The organism is Mucilaginibacter sp. GW822-FHT03E02, from assembly GCF_058801545.1.
The window spans coordinates 819,539-832,813 of the sequence record NZ_JBXANJ010000002.1 but is presented as its reverse complement, the minus strand read 5'-3'; the positions used below and the strand labels follow the sequence as shown (position 1 = coordinate 832,813).

The 13,275-nt window shown below is 44.9% G+C and carries 11 protein-coding genes; 6 read left to right on the top strand and 5 right to left on the bottom strand.

Features of this window, described 5'->3' with window-relative positions; genetic code table 11:
• Positions 1 to 133 precede the first annotated feature (133 nt).
• Positions 134 to 1,009, bottom strand: a complete 876-nt coding sequence (locus tag AC1RM2_RS30190) for a helix-turn-helix domain-containing protein (RefSeq protein ID WP_492988860.1) — start codon at positions 1,007 to 1,009, stop codon at positions 134 to 136.
• Between the two features lie 144 nt (positions 1,010 to 1,153).
• On the opposite strand from AC1RM2_RS30190, the gene AC1RM2_RS30185 reads away from it, so the two are divergent.
• From AC1RM2_RS30185 to AC1RM2_RS30175, 3 genes are all read left to right on the top strand, one after another.
• Positions 1,154 to 4,387 (top strand): DUF1553 domain-containing protein, encoded by a 3,234-nt coding sequence (locus tag AC1RM2_RS30185; RefSeq protein ID WP_492988859.1) that lies wholly within the window; start codon positions 1,154 to 1,156, stop codon positions 4,385 to 4,387.
• A gap of 7 nt (positions 4,388 to 4,394) precedes the next feature.
• On the top strand, positions 4,395 to 5,897 hold the full coding sequence (locus AC1RM2_RS30180; RefSeq protein ID WP_492988858.1) for a DUF1501 domain-containing protein: 1,503 nt from the start codon (positions 4,395 to 4,397) through the stop codon (positions 5,895 to 5,897).
• Positions 5,898 to 6,039: 142 nt separating this feature from the next.
• Positions 6,040 to 6,525: a DUF4126 domain-containing protein gene (locus AC1RM2_RS30175; protein ID WP_492988857.1), complete on the top strand. Its 486-nt coding sequence runs from the start codon at positions 6,040 to 6,042 to the stop codon at positions 6,523 to 6,525.
• On the opposite strand, the gene AC1RM2_RS30170 is transcribed toward AC1RM2_RS30175, so the two are convergent.
• Complete coding sequence (locus AC1RM2_RS30170) at positions 6,522 to 7,640, bottom strand: mechanosensitive ion channel family protein (RefSeq protein WP_492988856.1); 1,119 nt, start codon at positions 7,638 to 7,640, stop codon at positions 6,522 to 6,524. The two genes, AC1RM2_RS30175 and AC1RM2_RS30170, sit on opposite strands and share 4 nt — an antisense overlap.
• 172 nt (positions 7,641 to 7,812) lie before the next feature.
• Here AC1RM2_RS30170 and AC1RM2_RS30165 point away from each other — a divergent pair, with 172 nt between their 5' ends.
• The gene (locus AC1RM2_RS30165) at positions 7,813 to 8,433 is read left to right on the top strand and encodes a TetR/AcrR family transcriptional regulator (RefSeq protein WP_492988855.1); all 621 of its coding nucleotides are present in this window, start codon (positions 7,813 to 7,815) and stop codon (positions 8,431 to 8,433) included.
• Positions 8,434 to 8,834: 401 nt separating this feature from the next.
• Here AC1RM2_RS30165 and glgX read toward each other — a convergent pair whose 3' ends face one another.
• The gene (gene glgX, locus AC1RM2_RS30160; RefSeq protein WP_492988854.1) at positions 8,835 to 10,982 is read right to left on the bottom strand and encodes a glycogen debranching protein GlgX; all 2,148 of its coding nucleotides are present in this window, start codon (positions 10,980 to 10,982) and stop codon (positions 8,835 to 8,837) included.
• A 218-nt stretch (positions 10,983 to 11,200) separates the two neighbouring features.
• On the opposite strand from glgX, the gene AC1RM2_RS30155 reads away from it, so the two are divergent.
• Positions 11,201 to 11,566, top strand: a complete 366-nt coding sequence (locus AC1RM2_RS30155) for a response regulator (protein WP_477361234.1) — start codon at positions 11,201 to 11,203, stop codon at positions 11,564 to 11,566.
• A gap of 111 nt (positions 11,567 to 11,677) precedes the next feature.
• Here AC1RM2_RS30155 and AC1RM2_RS30150 read toward each other — a convergent pair whose 3' ends face one another.
• Positions 11,678 to 12,286 carry a DUF2238 domain-containing protein gene (locus tag AC1RM2_RS30150; RefSeq protein ID WP_492988853.1) on the bottom strand — a complete coding sequence of 203 codons (609 nt, stop codon included), beginning with the start codon at positions 12,284 to 12,286 and terminating at the stop codon, positions 11,678 to 11,680.
• Between the two features lie 114 nt (positions 12,287 to 12,400).
• Between AC1RM2_RS30150 and AC1RM2_RS30145 the strand changes: the two genes are divergently transcribed.
• A complete protein-coding gene (locus tag AC1RM2_RS30145) occupies positions 12,401 to 12,607 on the top strand; it encodes a helix-hairpin-helix domain-containing protein (RefSeq protein ID WP_492988852.1) in 207 nt (68 codons plus the stop codon).
• A gap of 8 nt (positions 12,608 to 12,615) precedes the next feature.
• Here AC1RM2_RS30145 and AC1RM2_RS30140 read toward each other — a convergent pair whose 3' ends face one another.
• Positions 12,616 to 13,134, bottom strand: coding sequence for a DUF2306 domain-containing protein (locus AC1RM2_RS30140; protein WP_492988851.1), 519 nt, complete (start codon positions 13,132 to 13,134; stop codon positions 12,616 to 12,618).
• Positions 13,135 to 13,275: the final 141 nt, after the last annotated feature.

Sequence of the window (13,275 nt, the reverse complement as noted above, 5' to 3'; positions counted from 1 at the left end):
CTTATTTTCTCTTTGCGGCTTAGCGTCTTTGGTGCGAAAAATCTAATAACTTGATACCATTGATATCCGCATAGCACAATAAGTTGGCTATGAAATCTTAAACGCGACTTCCCCGGCCAAATCAGCCATATCACTACATCACCAGGCTGTTTTTTTTATATGATCCGGGTGTTTGCCCGGTAATATTCCTGAATATCCTCGAAAAATAAGCAAGGCTCTCAAATCCTGTTTCGGCGGCTATTTCATAAAAAGGCATACTGGTTGTGGTAAGCAACAATTGCGCGCGTTCAATGCGTTTTGATTGAATGTAGGTTAAGGGCCGTTCGCCGGTGTTCTCAAAAAACAGGCGCGAAAAATAATCAGCATTATGGTTGGCGCGTTTGGCCAGCTGGGCAACGGTGATGTTTTGGTGCAGGTTGGTTTGTATATAATTGATAGCATCAGATATTTTGGAGTGGATAATGCTTTTATCTTCCATCAAAAAAACATCCGGCTTTAAAAACATCGATACCAATTGCAAAAGTAAGCCATAAGTTTCCATATAAGCCGAGGCATGCGTCAGCTGGTTCAATTCCTCGAAGTTTTTTTGAACCGGCCGCTTCTCGTAAACTTTTGGATTGTAGGATATATACAAACTCCTGTTGGGGTTTAATTGCAATATGCGTTTAAAACATGCCAGGGCATTATCGGCGGCTTTTAACTTGAATATTTTACGGTTTGATGAAAACACCGAGGCCCCGTCAACAGATTCTTCGGCAAAGCAGATGTAGTACTGGCTTAAATAGTTGTCGCAATAATAATTGCAGGTAGTAAAACTCGGCACCAGGTATATATAGTCTGGCTCCAGTTTAATACTGCTATCGGCATTATACAGCACGCCTTCACCGCCGTCGATATAATACAGCCGGTAAAATGTACTGGTCACGTTTTTATAGTTCCAGTTTTTGTTCAGCTCTACATGATCAATGTTCAGTAAATTGAATGTCGATCTTAAAACGCTTTTGTTCATACCTGTAAGGGAATGCAATTTAATACATTTATCGTCATAATGCCCTGTAAAAGTCGGATTTGTGCAAATTGATGTGGCCTTTGTGAAATTTTTATCCCGCGGCTCCGCGTAGCTTTATCCAGATTATCAAACCGGATAAATTGTATGATGCTGAGATCTTTTTTAGTAACGCTAAGTGCCGTAATGGTAACAGGCGGCGGTTTATTTTTTTATTCATCGGCTGTTGACTTGCCTGCCGATGTGCAAAAAGCATATGATGCCCTGCCGCCAACGGTTGATTATAACATTGATGTAAAGCCCATACTATCCAACAAATGCTTTGCATGCCATGGTCCCGATAAAAACAAACAAAAGGCGGGTTTAAGGTTGGACATAGCTGCAAACGCCTACGCCGAAATACCCGATGATATAGGTGTTGTTGCCATTAAACCCGGTGACCTGCAGCATAGCGAGGTGGTAAAACGCATTTTATCAACCGATTCAACCTACCTGATGCCTGCGCCCGAATCGCACCATACGTTGTCGGCTTATGAAAAAGCTGTCATTATAAAATGGATAAAAACCGGAGCTGTATATAAACCCCATTGGGCCTTTGTAAAACCTGTGAAGGCGGCCGTTCCCGTGGTTGAAGGCGCTGTGAATAACCCTATTGATAACTTTGTGCTGGCCAGGCTTAAGCGGCAAAACCTGCTGCCATCCAAAGAAGCTGATAAAGAATTGCTGTTGCGCAGGCTTTCGCTCGACCTTACCGGCCTGCCGCCAACGCTGAAAGAGATTGATGATTTTTTAAAAGATGCATCGCCTAATGCCTATGAAAAACAGGTAGACCGCCTGTTGGCATCGCCCCATTATGGCGAAAAAATGGCGGTGGACTGGCTGGATGCCGCACGTTTTGCCGATTCGCATGGGTACACGGTAGATAGGATAAGGGATATGTCGCCCTACCGCGATTGGGTGATTAAGGCTTTTAACAGCAACTTTAGCTACGATAAATTTATCCAGTGGCAACTGGCCGGCGATTTAATGCCGCACCCGACGAAAGATATGATCATTGCTACCGCCTTTAACCGCAATCACCAGCAAAATATGGAAGGCGGCGTTGTTGAGGAGGAATACCAAACCGAATATGTGATTGACCGCACCAATACCTTTGGCAGCGCGGTATTAGGCATCACAGTGGGTTGCGCCAAATGCCATGATCACAAATTCGACCCGATATCGCAAAAAAATTATTACCAGCTGTTCAGTTTTTTCAATAACGTAAAAGAGGCGGGGCAAATATCATGGGATGATGCCTTGCCAACGCCAACATTGATGCTGCCAACAGCGCAAAAGGAAAAAATATTACAGTTTATTAATGACAACATCGCGCAGCAAAAAAACACCATTGCCCAAACAGAAAGTAAGGCTATAGCTGAGTTTGATAAATGGCTTGCCAATGGCGAGTATAAAAATCTGGCCACTGAAAAAATTCCGGCTAATGGCTTACAGGCGAGTTTCAATTTTGATAAGGGCGACCTGGCAAGTAGCGTAAACCCTAAAGACATAGGCTCCATGAAACGCGAGGGCGGCCAGGCTGGCGATGCACCTTTATTTGAGGCTAAGGGCGATGGCAAGGCATTGGCCTTAAATGGCGATACCTGGCTGGATTTAAATAAGATTGGCGTCTTCCGCAAATCGCAACCCTTTACTATCGGTATCTGGGTTAACATTCCTAAACAGTTGGGCGAAGGTGTTATTTTCCATAAAGGCAATTCCGAGCGGCTGTACAATTTCAGGGGCTATCATTTATACCTCAAAAACAACAAGTTGGAGCTGAACATGGCCCAGACAGGGCCTTCAAATGCTATAACCCTGGTTACTGTTGATGATGTGCCCCGCGATAAATGGATGCAGCTTACGGCAACCTATGATGGATCGGCAATTGCCGCCGGCTTTAAATTGTACCTGGATGGCAGCGAAATGAAGATGGAAACAACCATGGATCAGCTTACCAAGGATATTTTATTTATGGGCGATAGCCAGCCCGGCTTACAGGTTGGCGCCTGGGAACGCGGGCGTGGTTTTAAAGATGGAAAGGTAGATGATATTGTGGTATATAACCGGGTGCTTACCGGTTTCGAGGTTAAAATACTGGCCCAAAAGGATAGCTGGCAGCAGGTGGCTGCAAAAAGCAAGGATGCCCTGGGTGCCGATGATATTGGTAAGCTAAAAGCCTACTACCTTACCGCCGTTGACCCGCTGATGCTTGCCGAAACAAAAAAGTTAACCTCGTTGCGCACTACTTTATCAGATTCGACCGAAAACGTGGCCGAGTTGATGGTGATGCAGGAAATGGCTAAGCCGAAAAACTCATACCTGCTTAACCGCGGTAACTACGATATGCCCGGCGAACAGGTTTTTCCCAATACTCCTGAAGCCATACTGCCATTCGCGGCCGGTTTGCCTAAAAACAGGTATGGCCTGGCGCAATGGGCTACAAATGCCGATAATCCGTTGGTAGCAAGGGTAGCGGTAAACCGTTTGTGGCAAAACTTTTTTGGAACCGGCCTGGTGAAAACCAGCGAAGATTTTGGCAACCAAGGCGAAATGCCCAGCCACCCCGAGTTGCTGGACTGGCTGGCCACAACATTTGTTGAGCAGGGCTGGGATATGAAAGCTTTGAATAAACTGATTGTGATGTCGGCTACGTACCGTCAGGATTCACGGCCGGCTAAAGAGGCTGCCGAGAAAGATCCCGAAAATCGCTACCTGTCGCACGGCCCGGCGTACCGGATGCCTGCCGAGATGATTCGCGATAATGCCTTATTTGCCAGCGGGTTGTTAAATACTCAAATAGGCGGCAAAAGTATAAAACCATACCAGCCTGCCGGTTTATGGGAAATTAACAATACCACCTACACCCCGGATACAGGCCAGGCGGTGTACAGGCGCAGTTTGTACGTTATTGTAAAACGATCTGTCCCCAATCCAACACTCGCTACTTTTGATGCGCCATCGCGCAGCTATTGTATTGTCCGCAGGCAAAAAACCAATACGCCCTTGCAGGCTTTGGTAACCCTGAATGACCCTACGTTTGTGGAGGCTGCCAAGGTATTGGGCGAGCAAATGACCCGAAACGCTGACGGCAAGGCAGCTATAACTACCGCCTACCGCAAACTAACCAGCCGAAACCCCACAGCCGAAGAAGTAAGCCTGTTAATGGCCCTGCAACAGGTAGAACTCAAGAAGTTTAAAACACACCCTGAGAAACAAAAGGGCTGGCTTACCGCCGGCCAGTACCGGGTAGATAAAAAGCTGGATGGCGCTTTAATAGCAGCCAATACGGTAGTGGCCAGCACCATTTTAAATTCAGATGCATCATTAACCAAAAGATAAAACACCCATGTCAGATTTTCACCATGATGAGGAATTCAGGCTGCATACGCCGGAGTTTAATGAGCTTCACCGGAAGATGGACAGGCGCAATTTTTTAACCAAAACTTCACTGGGTTTGGGTGCGCTGGCCGTTGGATCGTTGTTTGGCAACAGTGTTTTTGGCAGCCCGCTTAAACGCCCGGGTAGCCTGGAGGATGATATTTTGAGCGCCCTGCCGCAGATTGCACCGAAGGCCAAAAGGGTAGTATACCTGTTCCAGGCAGGCGGGCCATCGCAATTTGAAACTTTTGATTATAAGCCCAAACTGGCTACCATGCTTGGCCAAAACCTGCCCGATTCGGTACGGCAGGGGCAAAGGCTTACCGGCATGAGCGCCAACCAGAGCGTGCTGCCGCTGGCGCCATCATTTTGTAAATTTAACCGGCACGGCCAAAGCCAAACCTGGATGAGCGAATTGATGCCCTTTACCGCCCAGGTGGTAGATGAGCTGTGTATTGTGAAATCGCTGTATTCTGAAGCCATAAACCATGATCCGGCTATAACTTTCCTGCAAACGGGTAACCAGCTGCCGGGCAGGCCCTCAATAGGCTCCTGGATTAGTTATGGCTTAGGGTCGGATAATCAAAACCTGCCTACCTTTATTGTGCTGGTTTCAAAAAACGCACCTAAAGACCAGCCTTTGTACGCCCGGCTATGGGGTAACGGTTTCCTGCCATCCAAGTTCCAGGGGGTGCAGTTTGGTTCGGGTAAAGACCCTGTTTTGTTCCTGAATAATCCCGAGGGCTATGATGGCGCCGACCGTAAGGAAATGCTGGAATACCTGTCCAAACTAAACAACCTGCAAAACGCCGCGTATGCAGATCCGGAAGTTGATGCCCGCATAGCCCAGTATGAAATGGCTGCCCGCATGCAAACATCGGTACCCGAGGTAATGAGCACCGCCAACGAACCCAAAGAAATTTTTGACATGTACGGCCCCGATAGTAAAGACCCCGGTACCTACGCCGCCAATTGCCTGCTGGCGCGAAAACTGCTGGAAAAAGATGTGAAGTTTGTGCAGCTATACCACCAGGGCTGGGATCAGCATAGCAACCTGCCATCGGGCATAGCCGGCCAATGTAAGGCCACCGACCAGGCCACCGCTGCGCTGGTCAAAGACCTGAAACAACGCGGTATGCTGGACGATACCCTGGTGATATGGGGCGGCGAATTTGGCCGAACAGCATACTCGCAGGGCAAGCTAAGTGCCGACAACTATGGCCGCGACCATCACCCGCGCTGCTTTACCATGTGGATGGCGGGTGCCGGCGTAAAACACGGCATCAGCTATGGCGAAACAGATGATTTTAGCTACAATATTGTAAAAGATCCGGTGCATGTGCACGATTTTCAGGCAACGCTGCTGCACCTGATGGGTATCAACCACGAGCTGCTTACCTACCAGTTCCAGGGCCGCCGTTTCAGGCTTACCGATGTGGAGGGAAAGGTGGTGAGGGATATATTATCTTAGTATCAAGTAGTAAGTAGCAAGTATCAAGATTTTTTATTGCTTTTGATTGAAGGTTGAGGACAGTTGTCGCCGCCTGTGATTTGTTGTTTTACACAGAACATAATCAGCAATGCATGGTTATTATGTTATAATAAGCATCAACATGGAACTCAGAATATCACATCCTTTTTGGCAGGTTATGGGGTTGGGCGCTTTGGCCGGCATGCGGTCAGCGTCGGCACCGGTTATTGCCAGTCATATATTAAGCCATCATCAAACCAAAAGACTTGATCACTCCCCATTAAAATTCATGCAATCCAGAAATGTCGCGCTGGCGCTGAAGATACTGGCCGTAGGCGAAATTATCGGCGATAAACTGCCATCGGCTAAAGACCGGGTTAAACCGGTTTCGGTTGTGTTCAGGATGATGTCCGGAGCACTTGCCGGTGCCAGTGTATATAAAGCCACGGGAGGCAATGCGGCTACCGGCGCTTTAATTGGCGGGGCAGCGGCTTTCGCATCAACATTTGGCAGTTTTTGGTTGCGCAAGGATGCTGTAAAAGTCAGTAATATAACTGATCCGTTTGTTGGCGCTATAGAAGATGCCCTGGTAATTGGCAGCGGTATTGAATTTTCAAATGCAGCTTAAGCTTCGGCTTTGGGCTGCATAAATTTTTCGAGATTGCTAACCTCGTTCCTGATTCTTGGCAAGCTGCCTGGGTAGTTTTGCTGGATAAAGCCAACCAGGTTTTCGCGGATGTAGCAGCGCAGGTCAAATGCTTCTGAAGAGTTGCGGGCACTCATAAGTACACGTACCTCGATGTTGTTTTCCTTGGTATCGGTCACCTGTACCACCTGCACTTTTTTATCCCAAAGCGGGCTCAAATTAATCAGCCGCTCAAACTCCTTGCGGATAGCATCCAGCGGAATAGTGTAATCTACATACAAAAACACAGTACCCAAAATTTCGGATGAGGTGCGTGTCCAGTTTTGAAAGGGTTTGGTGATGAAGTAATTGATAGGGAGTATCAGCCTTCGTTTATCCCAAATGTTAAGCACCACATAGGTTAGCGTAATCTCTTCCACGCGGCCCCATTCGCCTTCCACAACCAACACATCATCAATACGGATTGGCTGGGTAAACGCTATCTGGAAGCCGGCCAGCAGGTTACCCAATGAGGTTTGCGCCGCAAAACCAACAATTATACCGCCTATACCAACTCCCGTCAGCAACCCTGTGCCAATTTTGCGCATGCTGTCAAAACTGAGCAGTATGATGGCAATGGTTACAAACACAATAAGTACCACCAAAAACTTGCGGATAAACTGTATTTGCGTGCGCACTTTACGCTCAACCAGGTTATCGGCCTTGTTAAGATCGTATGTGTGGTAAATATAATCTTCAAGCACCCTGATGGAGCGTACCAGGATACCGGCGAATGATATGGTCAGGAAAATTTCGATTGTTTTATCAAGCGGGGTAAGGTAGGCCTTATCCATCCGCATCAGTGGGATAAACAGATTGAACAGGAATAAAGGAATGAAATAGGTTATAGCCTTGCCCAGGTTTATGATAACCGACCTGAAGAAAGAATAATCCGTCTCTTCTTTTTTTGCATATACCCTAAACAAACGCGTAACTGCAAGTTTTATGAGTAAACCTACCAGGATAGCTGTTACTGTTATAATAAGGTTCCATACGAAGGCAGGGATTTGTTTAGAAAATTCAAGCAGATCAGGGGGGAGTCTGTTAACAATATTCATGCTTAATAATGTTAGTTAATTACTATCATAAATACTACGAATGTAAAATTGTTTTAACAACACGTAATCAAAGGGGTGTTGCTACAGTTATGTATAGATTTTTTGATAGATTTGTTTAAAAAGTCAGGAATTTAGTTTTTAAGCTGACTGGAATTTAATAATTGATACGGCAATGGCTACAACCCACGACCATCAGGATATAAAAAGGGAAAAGATATTAGAGGCATCGTACGAGCGTTTTTTACATTATGGCTATTCAAAAACCACGATGAATGAAATTGCCGGCGACCTTTCAATGTCAAAAGCACTGCTGTATTATTACTTTCCGGATAAAAGCCAGCTGTACATGGCCGTAATGCGAAAACTGGCTGTAGACTACTTGAAAAAACTGGAAGAAAAGGCCGATACATTCGGCAGCCTTAAAGAAGCTTTTGTTTTCCAGATCAACACCCATCACGATTTTATTGTAAGTAATTATAACTTTTTTGATTTTTTCAGGCTTAACGAGCAAAATTTGCCAGATACCATTTGGGAAATTGTTGAGCAGGTGCACAAAGCCGAGCTTACTTTGTTAAGCAACGCTGTTAAAAATGAAATGGAAAAAGGCTGCATAAACCCGATTGAAAAGCCCGAAGAATTGGTAGACCTTTTATTGGATGCCATGCACGGCATCAGGGTAGGGGCTGTATCTCAAAAGAAAAGCAGTTTCCCCCGTAAAGAACACCTTGAAGAGATCAGGAGCAAGAAACTTTTGCTTACCGATATATTCATTAAAGGGTTGCTTTATTGTTAATACAATCCATTAAATACCGTTTAGTATTAAATGTCAGTACCCCGTAAAAATGACCGGGTTATCACGCGCTTGCTGTATATTATAGATAACTTTGTTGTAACATTTAATTAATAGTACTTGTTAAAGTATCTATATATAATTTGTTTATACTTCCTATTTAATTAAGAGGTGATTGTTTTAGAGTGATTTAGCCGGATGGAGATTTATTTTCATCCGGCTTTTATAAACCACACCTGCCGCCGGGCTTTATTTTATCGATATTCAACACACAATATTGGTGTTGCTGGTTTTTGCACAGTAAAATTTATCAGTTGTTTTAGGTAATGGTTTTCGATATTTGATACCACCCCCCCCAGCTGTTGCAAATTATGGTTTATTAAGATAGGTCCCGGATGTTTCTGTTAATGATGTTTTGTTTCGCTATTGTGGATCAATTGATGCTGAAGCAGTACAACAGACCGCCCTTCAACCTGTATTGTTTCTTCTGCTTTAAAAGTTCCCGTTGTATCCTCATTTGCTTTTTTGTCGCTGTCAATCAGCAGTTCCCAATTGCTGGCATATTCTGTGGCCGGCAATTTGTAGCTTAAAGGTTCGTCATGGGCGTTAAATATAATATAGAAGCTATCGTCTACTATCTTGTTGCCTTCGGCATTAACGCTGTGCAGGCCCAATCCGTTCAAAAAAACAGCCACCGATTTGGCAAAATCATGGTTCCAGTTATCTTCGCCCATTTCTGAGCCGTTTGGCAAAAACCAGGCAATATCGGCTACGCCGCTTTTTTTCTCAACCTCGCCCTTAAACCAGTTCTTGCGCGAGAATGCCGCATGCTCTTTCCTCAGCTTAATCAGTTTACTGGTAAATACCATCAGGTATTTATCCATGGTTTCCCAATTTATCCAGCTCAGTTCATTATCCTGGCAGTAGGTATTGTTGTTGCCTTTTTGGGTACGGCTCATTTCATCACCGGCCACCAGCATAGGCACCCCTTGCGATAGGAAAAGCGTGGTTAAAAAATTTCTTTTTTGCTTTTCGCGCAGCTCGTTAATGGCTTTGTCGTCGGTTGGGCCTTCAAACCCGCAGTTCCAGGACCGGTTATGGCTTTCGCCATCGTTATTATCCTCGCCATTGGCTTCGTTATGTTTTTCGTTGTAGGTTACCAGGTCGGTCAGTGTAAAGCCATCATGGGCGGTTACAAAGTTAACGCTGGCTGTTGGCCTGCGGTATGATTTGTAAAGATCGGAGCTGCCGGTGATCCTGTCGCCAAATTCGGCCAATGAACTTTCGGTGCCGCTCCAAAAATCGCGGATGCTGTCGCGGTATTTGCCGTTCCATTCGGCCCATCCCGGCGGAAACTTGCCCACCTGGTAGCCGCCTTCGCCAACATCCCATGGTTCGGCAATCAATTTAACCTGCGATATACAAGGATCCTGGTGAATAATATCAAAAAAGGCGCTCAGCCGGTTTACCTCGTGCAACTCGCGCGCCAGGGTAGCAGCAAGGTCAAACCTAAAGCCATCCACATGCATTTCCAATATCCAGTAACGCAGGCTATCCATCATCAGGCGCAATACATTGGGCAAATTGGCATTCAGTGTGTTACCGGTGCCGGTGTAGTCCATATAATACCGGTTATCCTCGGCCAGGCGGTAGTAACAACAGTTATCAATACCGCGGAACGATAGGGTAGGCCCCATCTCGCTGCCTTCGCCGGTATGGTTGTAAACCACATCAAGTATCACTTCAATCCCCGCTTTGTGCAGCTCTTTTACCATGGTTTTAAACTCGGTTACCTGCTCGCCACGCACGCCGCTTGATGAGTAGCGGGCATCGGGTGCAAAAAAGCCAATGGTATTATAGCCCCAATAGTTGGTTAAGCCCTTTTCAATAAGGTGCCTGTCATCTAAAAAATGATGGATGGGCATCAGTTCGATGGCTGTAATGCCCAGTTTCTTTAAATATTTAATAGTTACCGGGTGACCGATGGCGGCGTAGGTGCCCCTGATCTCTTCCGGAATATCGGGGTGCATTTTAGTAAAACCTTTAACGTGGGCCTCATATATTACCGAGTTAAAGTACTCGATACAAGGTGCTTTATCGCCTTCCCAATCAAAATTATGATCAACTACTACCGATTTGGGTACAAAGGCCGCGTTATCGGTTTCGCTAAAACTCAGGTCTTTTTCATCGCTGCCTATCTGGTAGCCAAAAAGGGAATCGTCCCAGTTAATAGTGCCCGATATGGCTTTGGCATACGGGTCAAGCAAAAGCTTATTGGGGTTAAAACGGTGGCCGTTTTCGGGCTCGTAGGGGCCGCTTACCCGGTAACCGTAAAGCTGGCCGGGTTTTAAACCGGGAATATAGATGTGCCAGATGAGTTCGGAATATTCGGTAACCGGGATCCTTTCTGTTTCTATTTCGTCTTCGGGACTGTGAAACAGGCAAAGTTCAACGCCGGTAGCGTTCTCGGAATATAGTGTAAAGTTTACGCCCTTACCATCCCATGTTGCGCCAAGCGGGAATGATTTACCAGGGTATGTTGTTATTTTCATAGGGGATGAGGTCCTTCATTAAAAACTTAAATTGTCAGTTATTTAAGGAAATTGCAATGGATTTGTTTGGCCGATAAAAAATATTTTACCACCTGTTTGTTGATAACTACATTGTAAAAAAATGCTCAAAATGGTTGCTTAGGGTTTAAAATTGTTAATTTATAATTGATGGTTACGAATTAACTTCTGTAGCTTTGTATATCTATTATAATAAACCTATGAGTAAAAAAATATTTGTTGTTGAAGACGATGCAGATCTGTCTGATGCGATACAGATGATCCTGCATGAAGAGGGCTATCGAACCGTTGCCTCGTTTGATAAAAACTCGATAAAGGGCGTTATATTACACATGCCAGATATGGTATTGGTTGATCATAAGCTAAAAGACGGCTTTGGTAGCGAACTTTGCGTCGCTATCAAAAAGCATCCTTTGACTTACCATATTCCTGTTATCCTGATTTCCGGTTATCCAGATTTAGCCGATATTGCCAAGGCGTGTGGTGCCGATGCGTGGTTAAGTAAGCCATTTGAACTTACCGATTTGACCCGCCTGGTTGATCATTATTTGAAACGCGCAGCTTAATTAATAGTTAAATCAATTGGTTTTTTAGAAACCAGCCACTTTAAGGGGCTTTACCTGTTGATGGCAGTTGCGGTAGGTAAAAGGTAAATATTAAATAAATACTGTTTTAAGTTATTGTGCAAACCCTAAATCCCTTATCTGGTTATCCTGTAATTTTGCAAAAAATATAACCATACAGGTTGCGCCTATCATAGCGAAAAGCATATCTGATTGCGTATCCCAGATATCGCCCTGGGTGCCTAAAAATGAATCGCCGGATGAGCCGGAAGCTACGGATACAAACCATTCTATAAACTCATATAATACGCTGATGGTGGTACAAACGCAAACCATTAGCACAGCCAGCCAGCCGCGTTTTTGGATAATATTTTTCCGGATAAATAATTCGCGGGCTATCAAGGCAGGTACAAAGCCCTGGGTAAAATGGCCAACTTTATCGTAGTTATTACGTGCCTGGTGAAAAACATCTTTTACCCAATCAAACAGCGGCACCAGCGCGTAGGTATAATGACCGCCTATAAACAAAACATAGCAATGCGCCAGTATCATGATGTAGGTAAAATAACTGAACCTGAATTTGTTGAATGTTAAAGCCAGGGCGATAAAACCAAAAATTGCCGGAAAAACTTCCAGTATCCAGGTGAAATAATCATGCGGATATATGGCCGAGCCTGTTAAGCCGGTAAAAAACAGGAACACTAACAGGTAGTATTTTTTCATGTTACAATATGGGGATTAATTTCGGGTAGTTGCAACCTGCCCGATAATTTGTTGCGCCGGTACCGCATGATAAAGGGATATGGGTGTTAAATTTGAATAATAAACCTAATGAAGATGAAAGACAAGAACAACGACAACCCATTGCATAAACTTTCGAACCCGGCACAGCGCGCCTTAGCCAACGCCGGAATAACTGATATAAACCAGTTATCTGCCTGGCAGGAAGCTGATTTTATGAAACTACATGGTACGGGCAAAAAGGGCCTGCAAATACTTAAAGCATTAATGGCCGAAAGGAATATTGCGTTTAGGCAAGCGTAAATTCACTATCAGCTTAAATTGACATCGGGTGTTCCGGCTGCTTTTCGTTTTGACCTGATTTTCAATAGCTGGTACAAAACGCCAATTACAAATACGGCAACAAGCGTCATTAAGCCCATTTTAGCTACGGGATCATTAGGATCTGCGGCCAGCGGATGACTGATGGGTAACCTGGTTAAGGTTTCGATAGTAGCCGGTATCATAGAAAAAAACAGGGTGAGCGACATGATAAAAACCTGTACATATTCGGCCGATTTTCCTAAAAAGCTAATGAATTTGGCGTAAATACCCAAAGGTAACACTGCTAAAACGATAACAGCCAGACCATGGCCCGCGGTAAAGTGCCCGGTTTTCATGATGGGCAAGGCTGTAAGGCAACCGATGACGGTGAACAGGATATACAATTTACCGGGACCGCTCTTAGGATCGATTTTTCCCTGGCGAAACAAGGCATAAAGGGCAACAAGTACGGCAAGAATACTGACAGCGGTGTGGAAAATTCCGAGTGGAGACAGGTGATTCGGCATGATGTGATGTTTTTAAAGGTAAGCAGAAATATGTTTAGAACTACCGGTTGTACAACCGGTAGTTCTAAACTACATAAAAGCCTTTGTATTTGCAAGCTATTATAAAACAAGTGTTTATATTAAGATAAGATAAAGGTGCAC

Bases quoted from the DNA above. Each gene is read 5' to 3' on its own strand.
- AC1RM2_RS30190 (WP_492988860.1), bottom strand. From the start codon at position 1,009: ATGAACAAAAGCGTTTTAAGATCGACATTCAATTTACTGAACATTGAT.
- AC1RM2_RS30170 (WP_492988856.1), bottom strand. From the start codon at position 7,640: ATGAATATTGTTAACAGACTCCCCCCTGATCTGCTTGAATTTTCTAAA.
- AC1RM2_RS30185 (WP_492988859.1), top strand. From the start codon at position 1,154: ATGATGCTGAGATCTTTTTTAGTAACGCTAAGTGCCGTAATGGTAACA.
- AC1RM2_RS30155 (WP_477361234.1), top strand. From the start codon at position 11,201: ATGAGTAAAAAAATATTTGTTGTTGAAGACGATGCAGATCTGTCTGAT.
- glgX (WP_492988854.1), bottom strand. From the start codon at position 10,982: ATGAAAATAACAACATACCCTGGTAAATCATTCCCGCTTGGCGCAACA.
- AC1RM2_RS30145 (WP_492988852.1), top strand. From the start codon at position 12,401: ATGAAAGACAAGAACAACGACAACCCATTGCATAAACTTTCGAACCCG.
- AC1RM2_RS30180 (WP_492988858.1), top strand. From the start codon at position 4,395: ATGTCAGATTTTCACCATGATGAGGAATTCAGGCTGCATACGCCGGAG.
- AC1RM2_RS30175 (WP_492988857.1), top strand. From the start codon at position 6,040: ATGGAACTCAGAATATCACATCCTTTTTGGCAGGTTATGGGGTTGGGC.
- AC1RM2_RS30140 (WP_492988851.1), bottom strand. From the start codon at position 13,134: ATGCCGAATCACCTGTCTCCACTCGGAATTTTCCACACCGCTGTCAGT.
- AC1RM2_RS30150 (WP_492988853.1), bottom strand. From the start codon at position 12,286: ATGAAAAAATACTACCTGTTAGTGTTCCTGTTTTTTACCGGCTTAACA.
- AC1RM2_RS30165 (WP_492988855.1), top strand. From the start codon at position 7,813: ATGGCTACAACCCACGACCATCAGGATATAAAAAGGGAAAAGATATTA.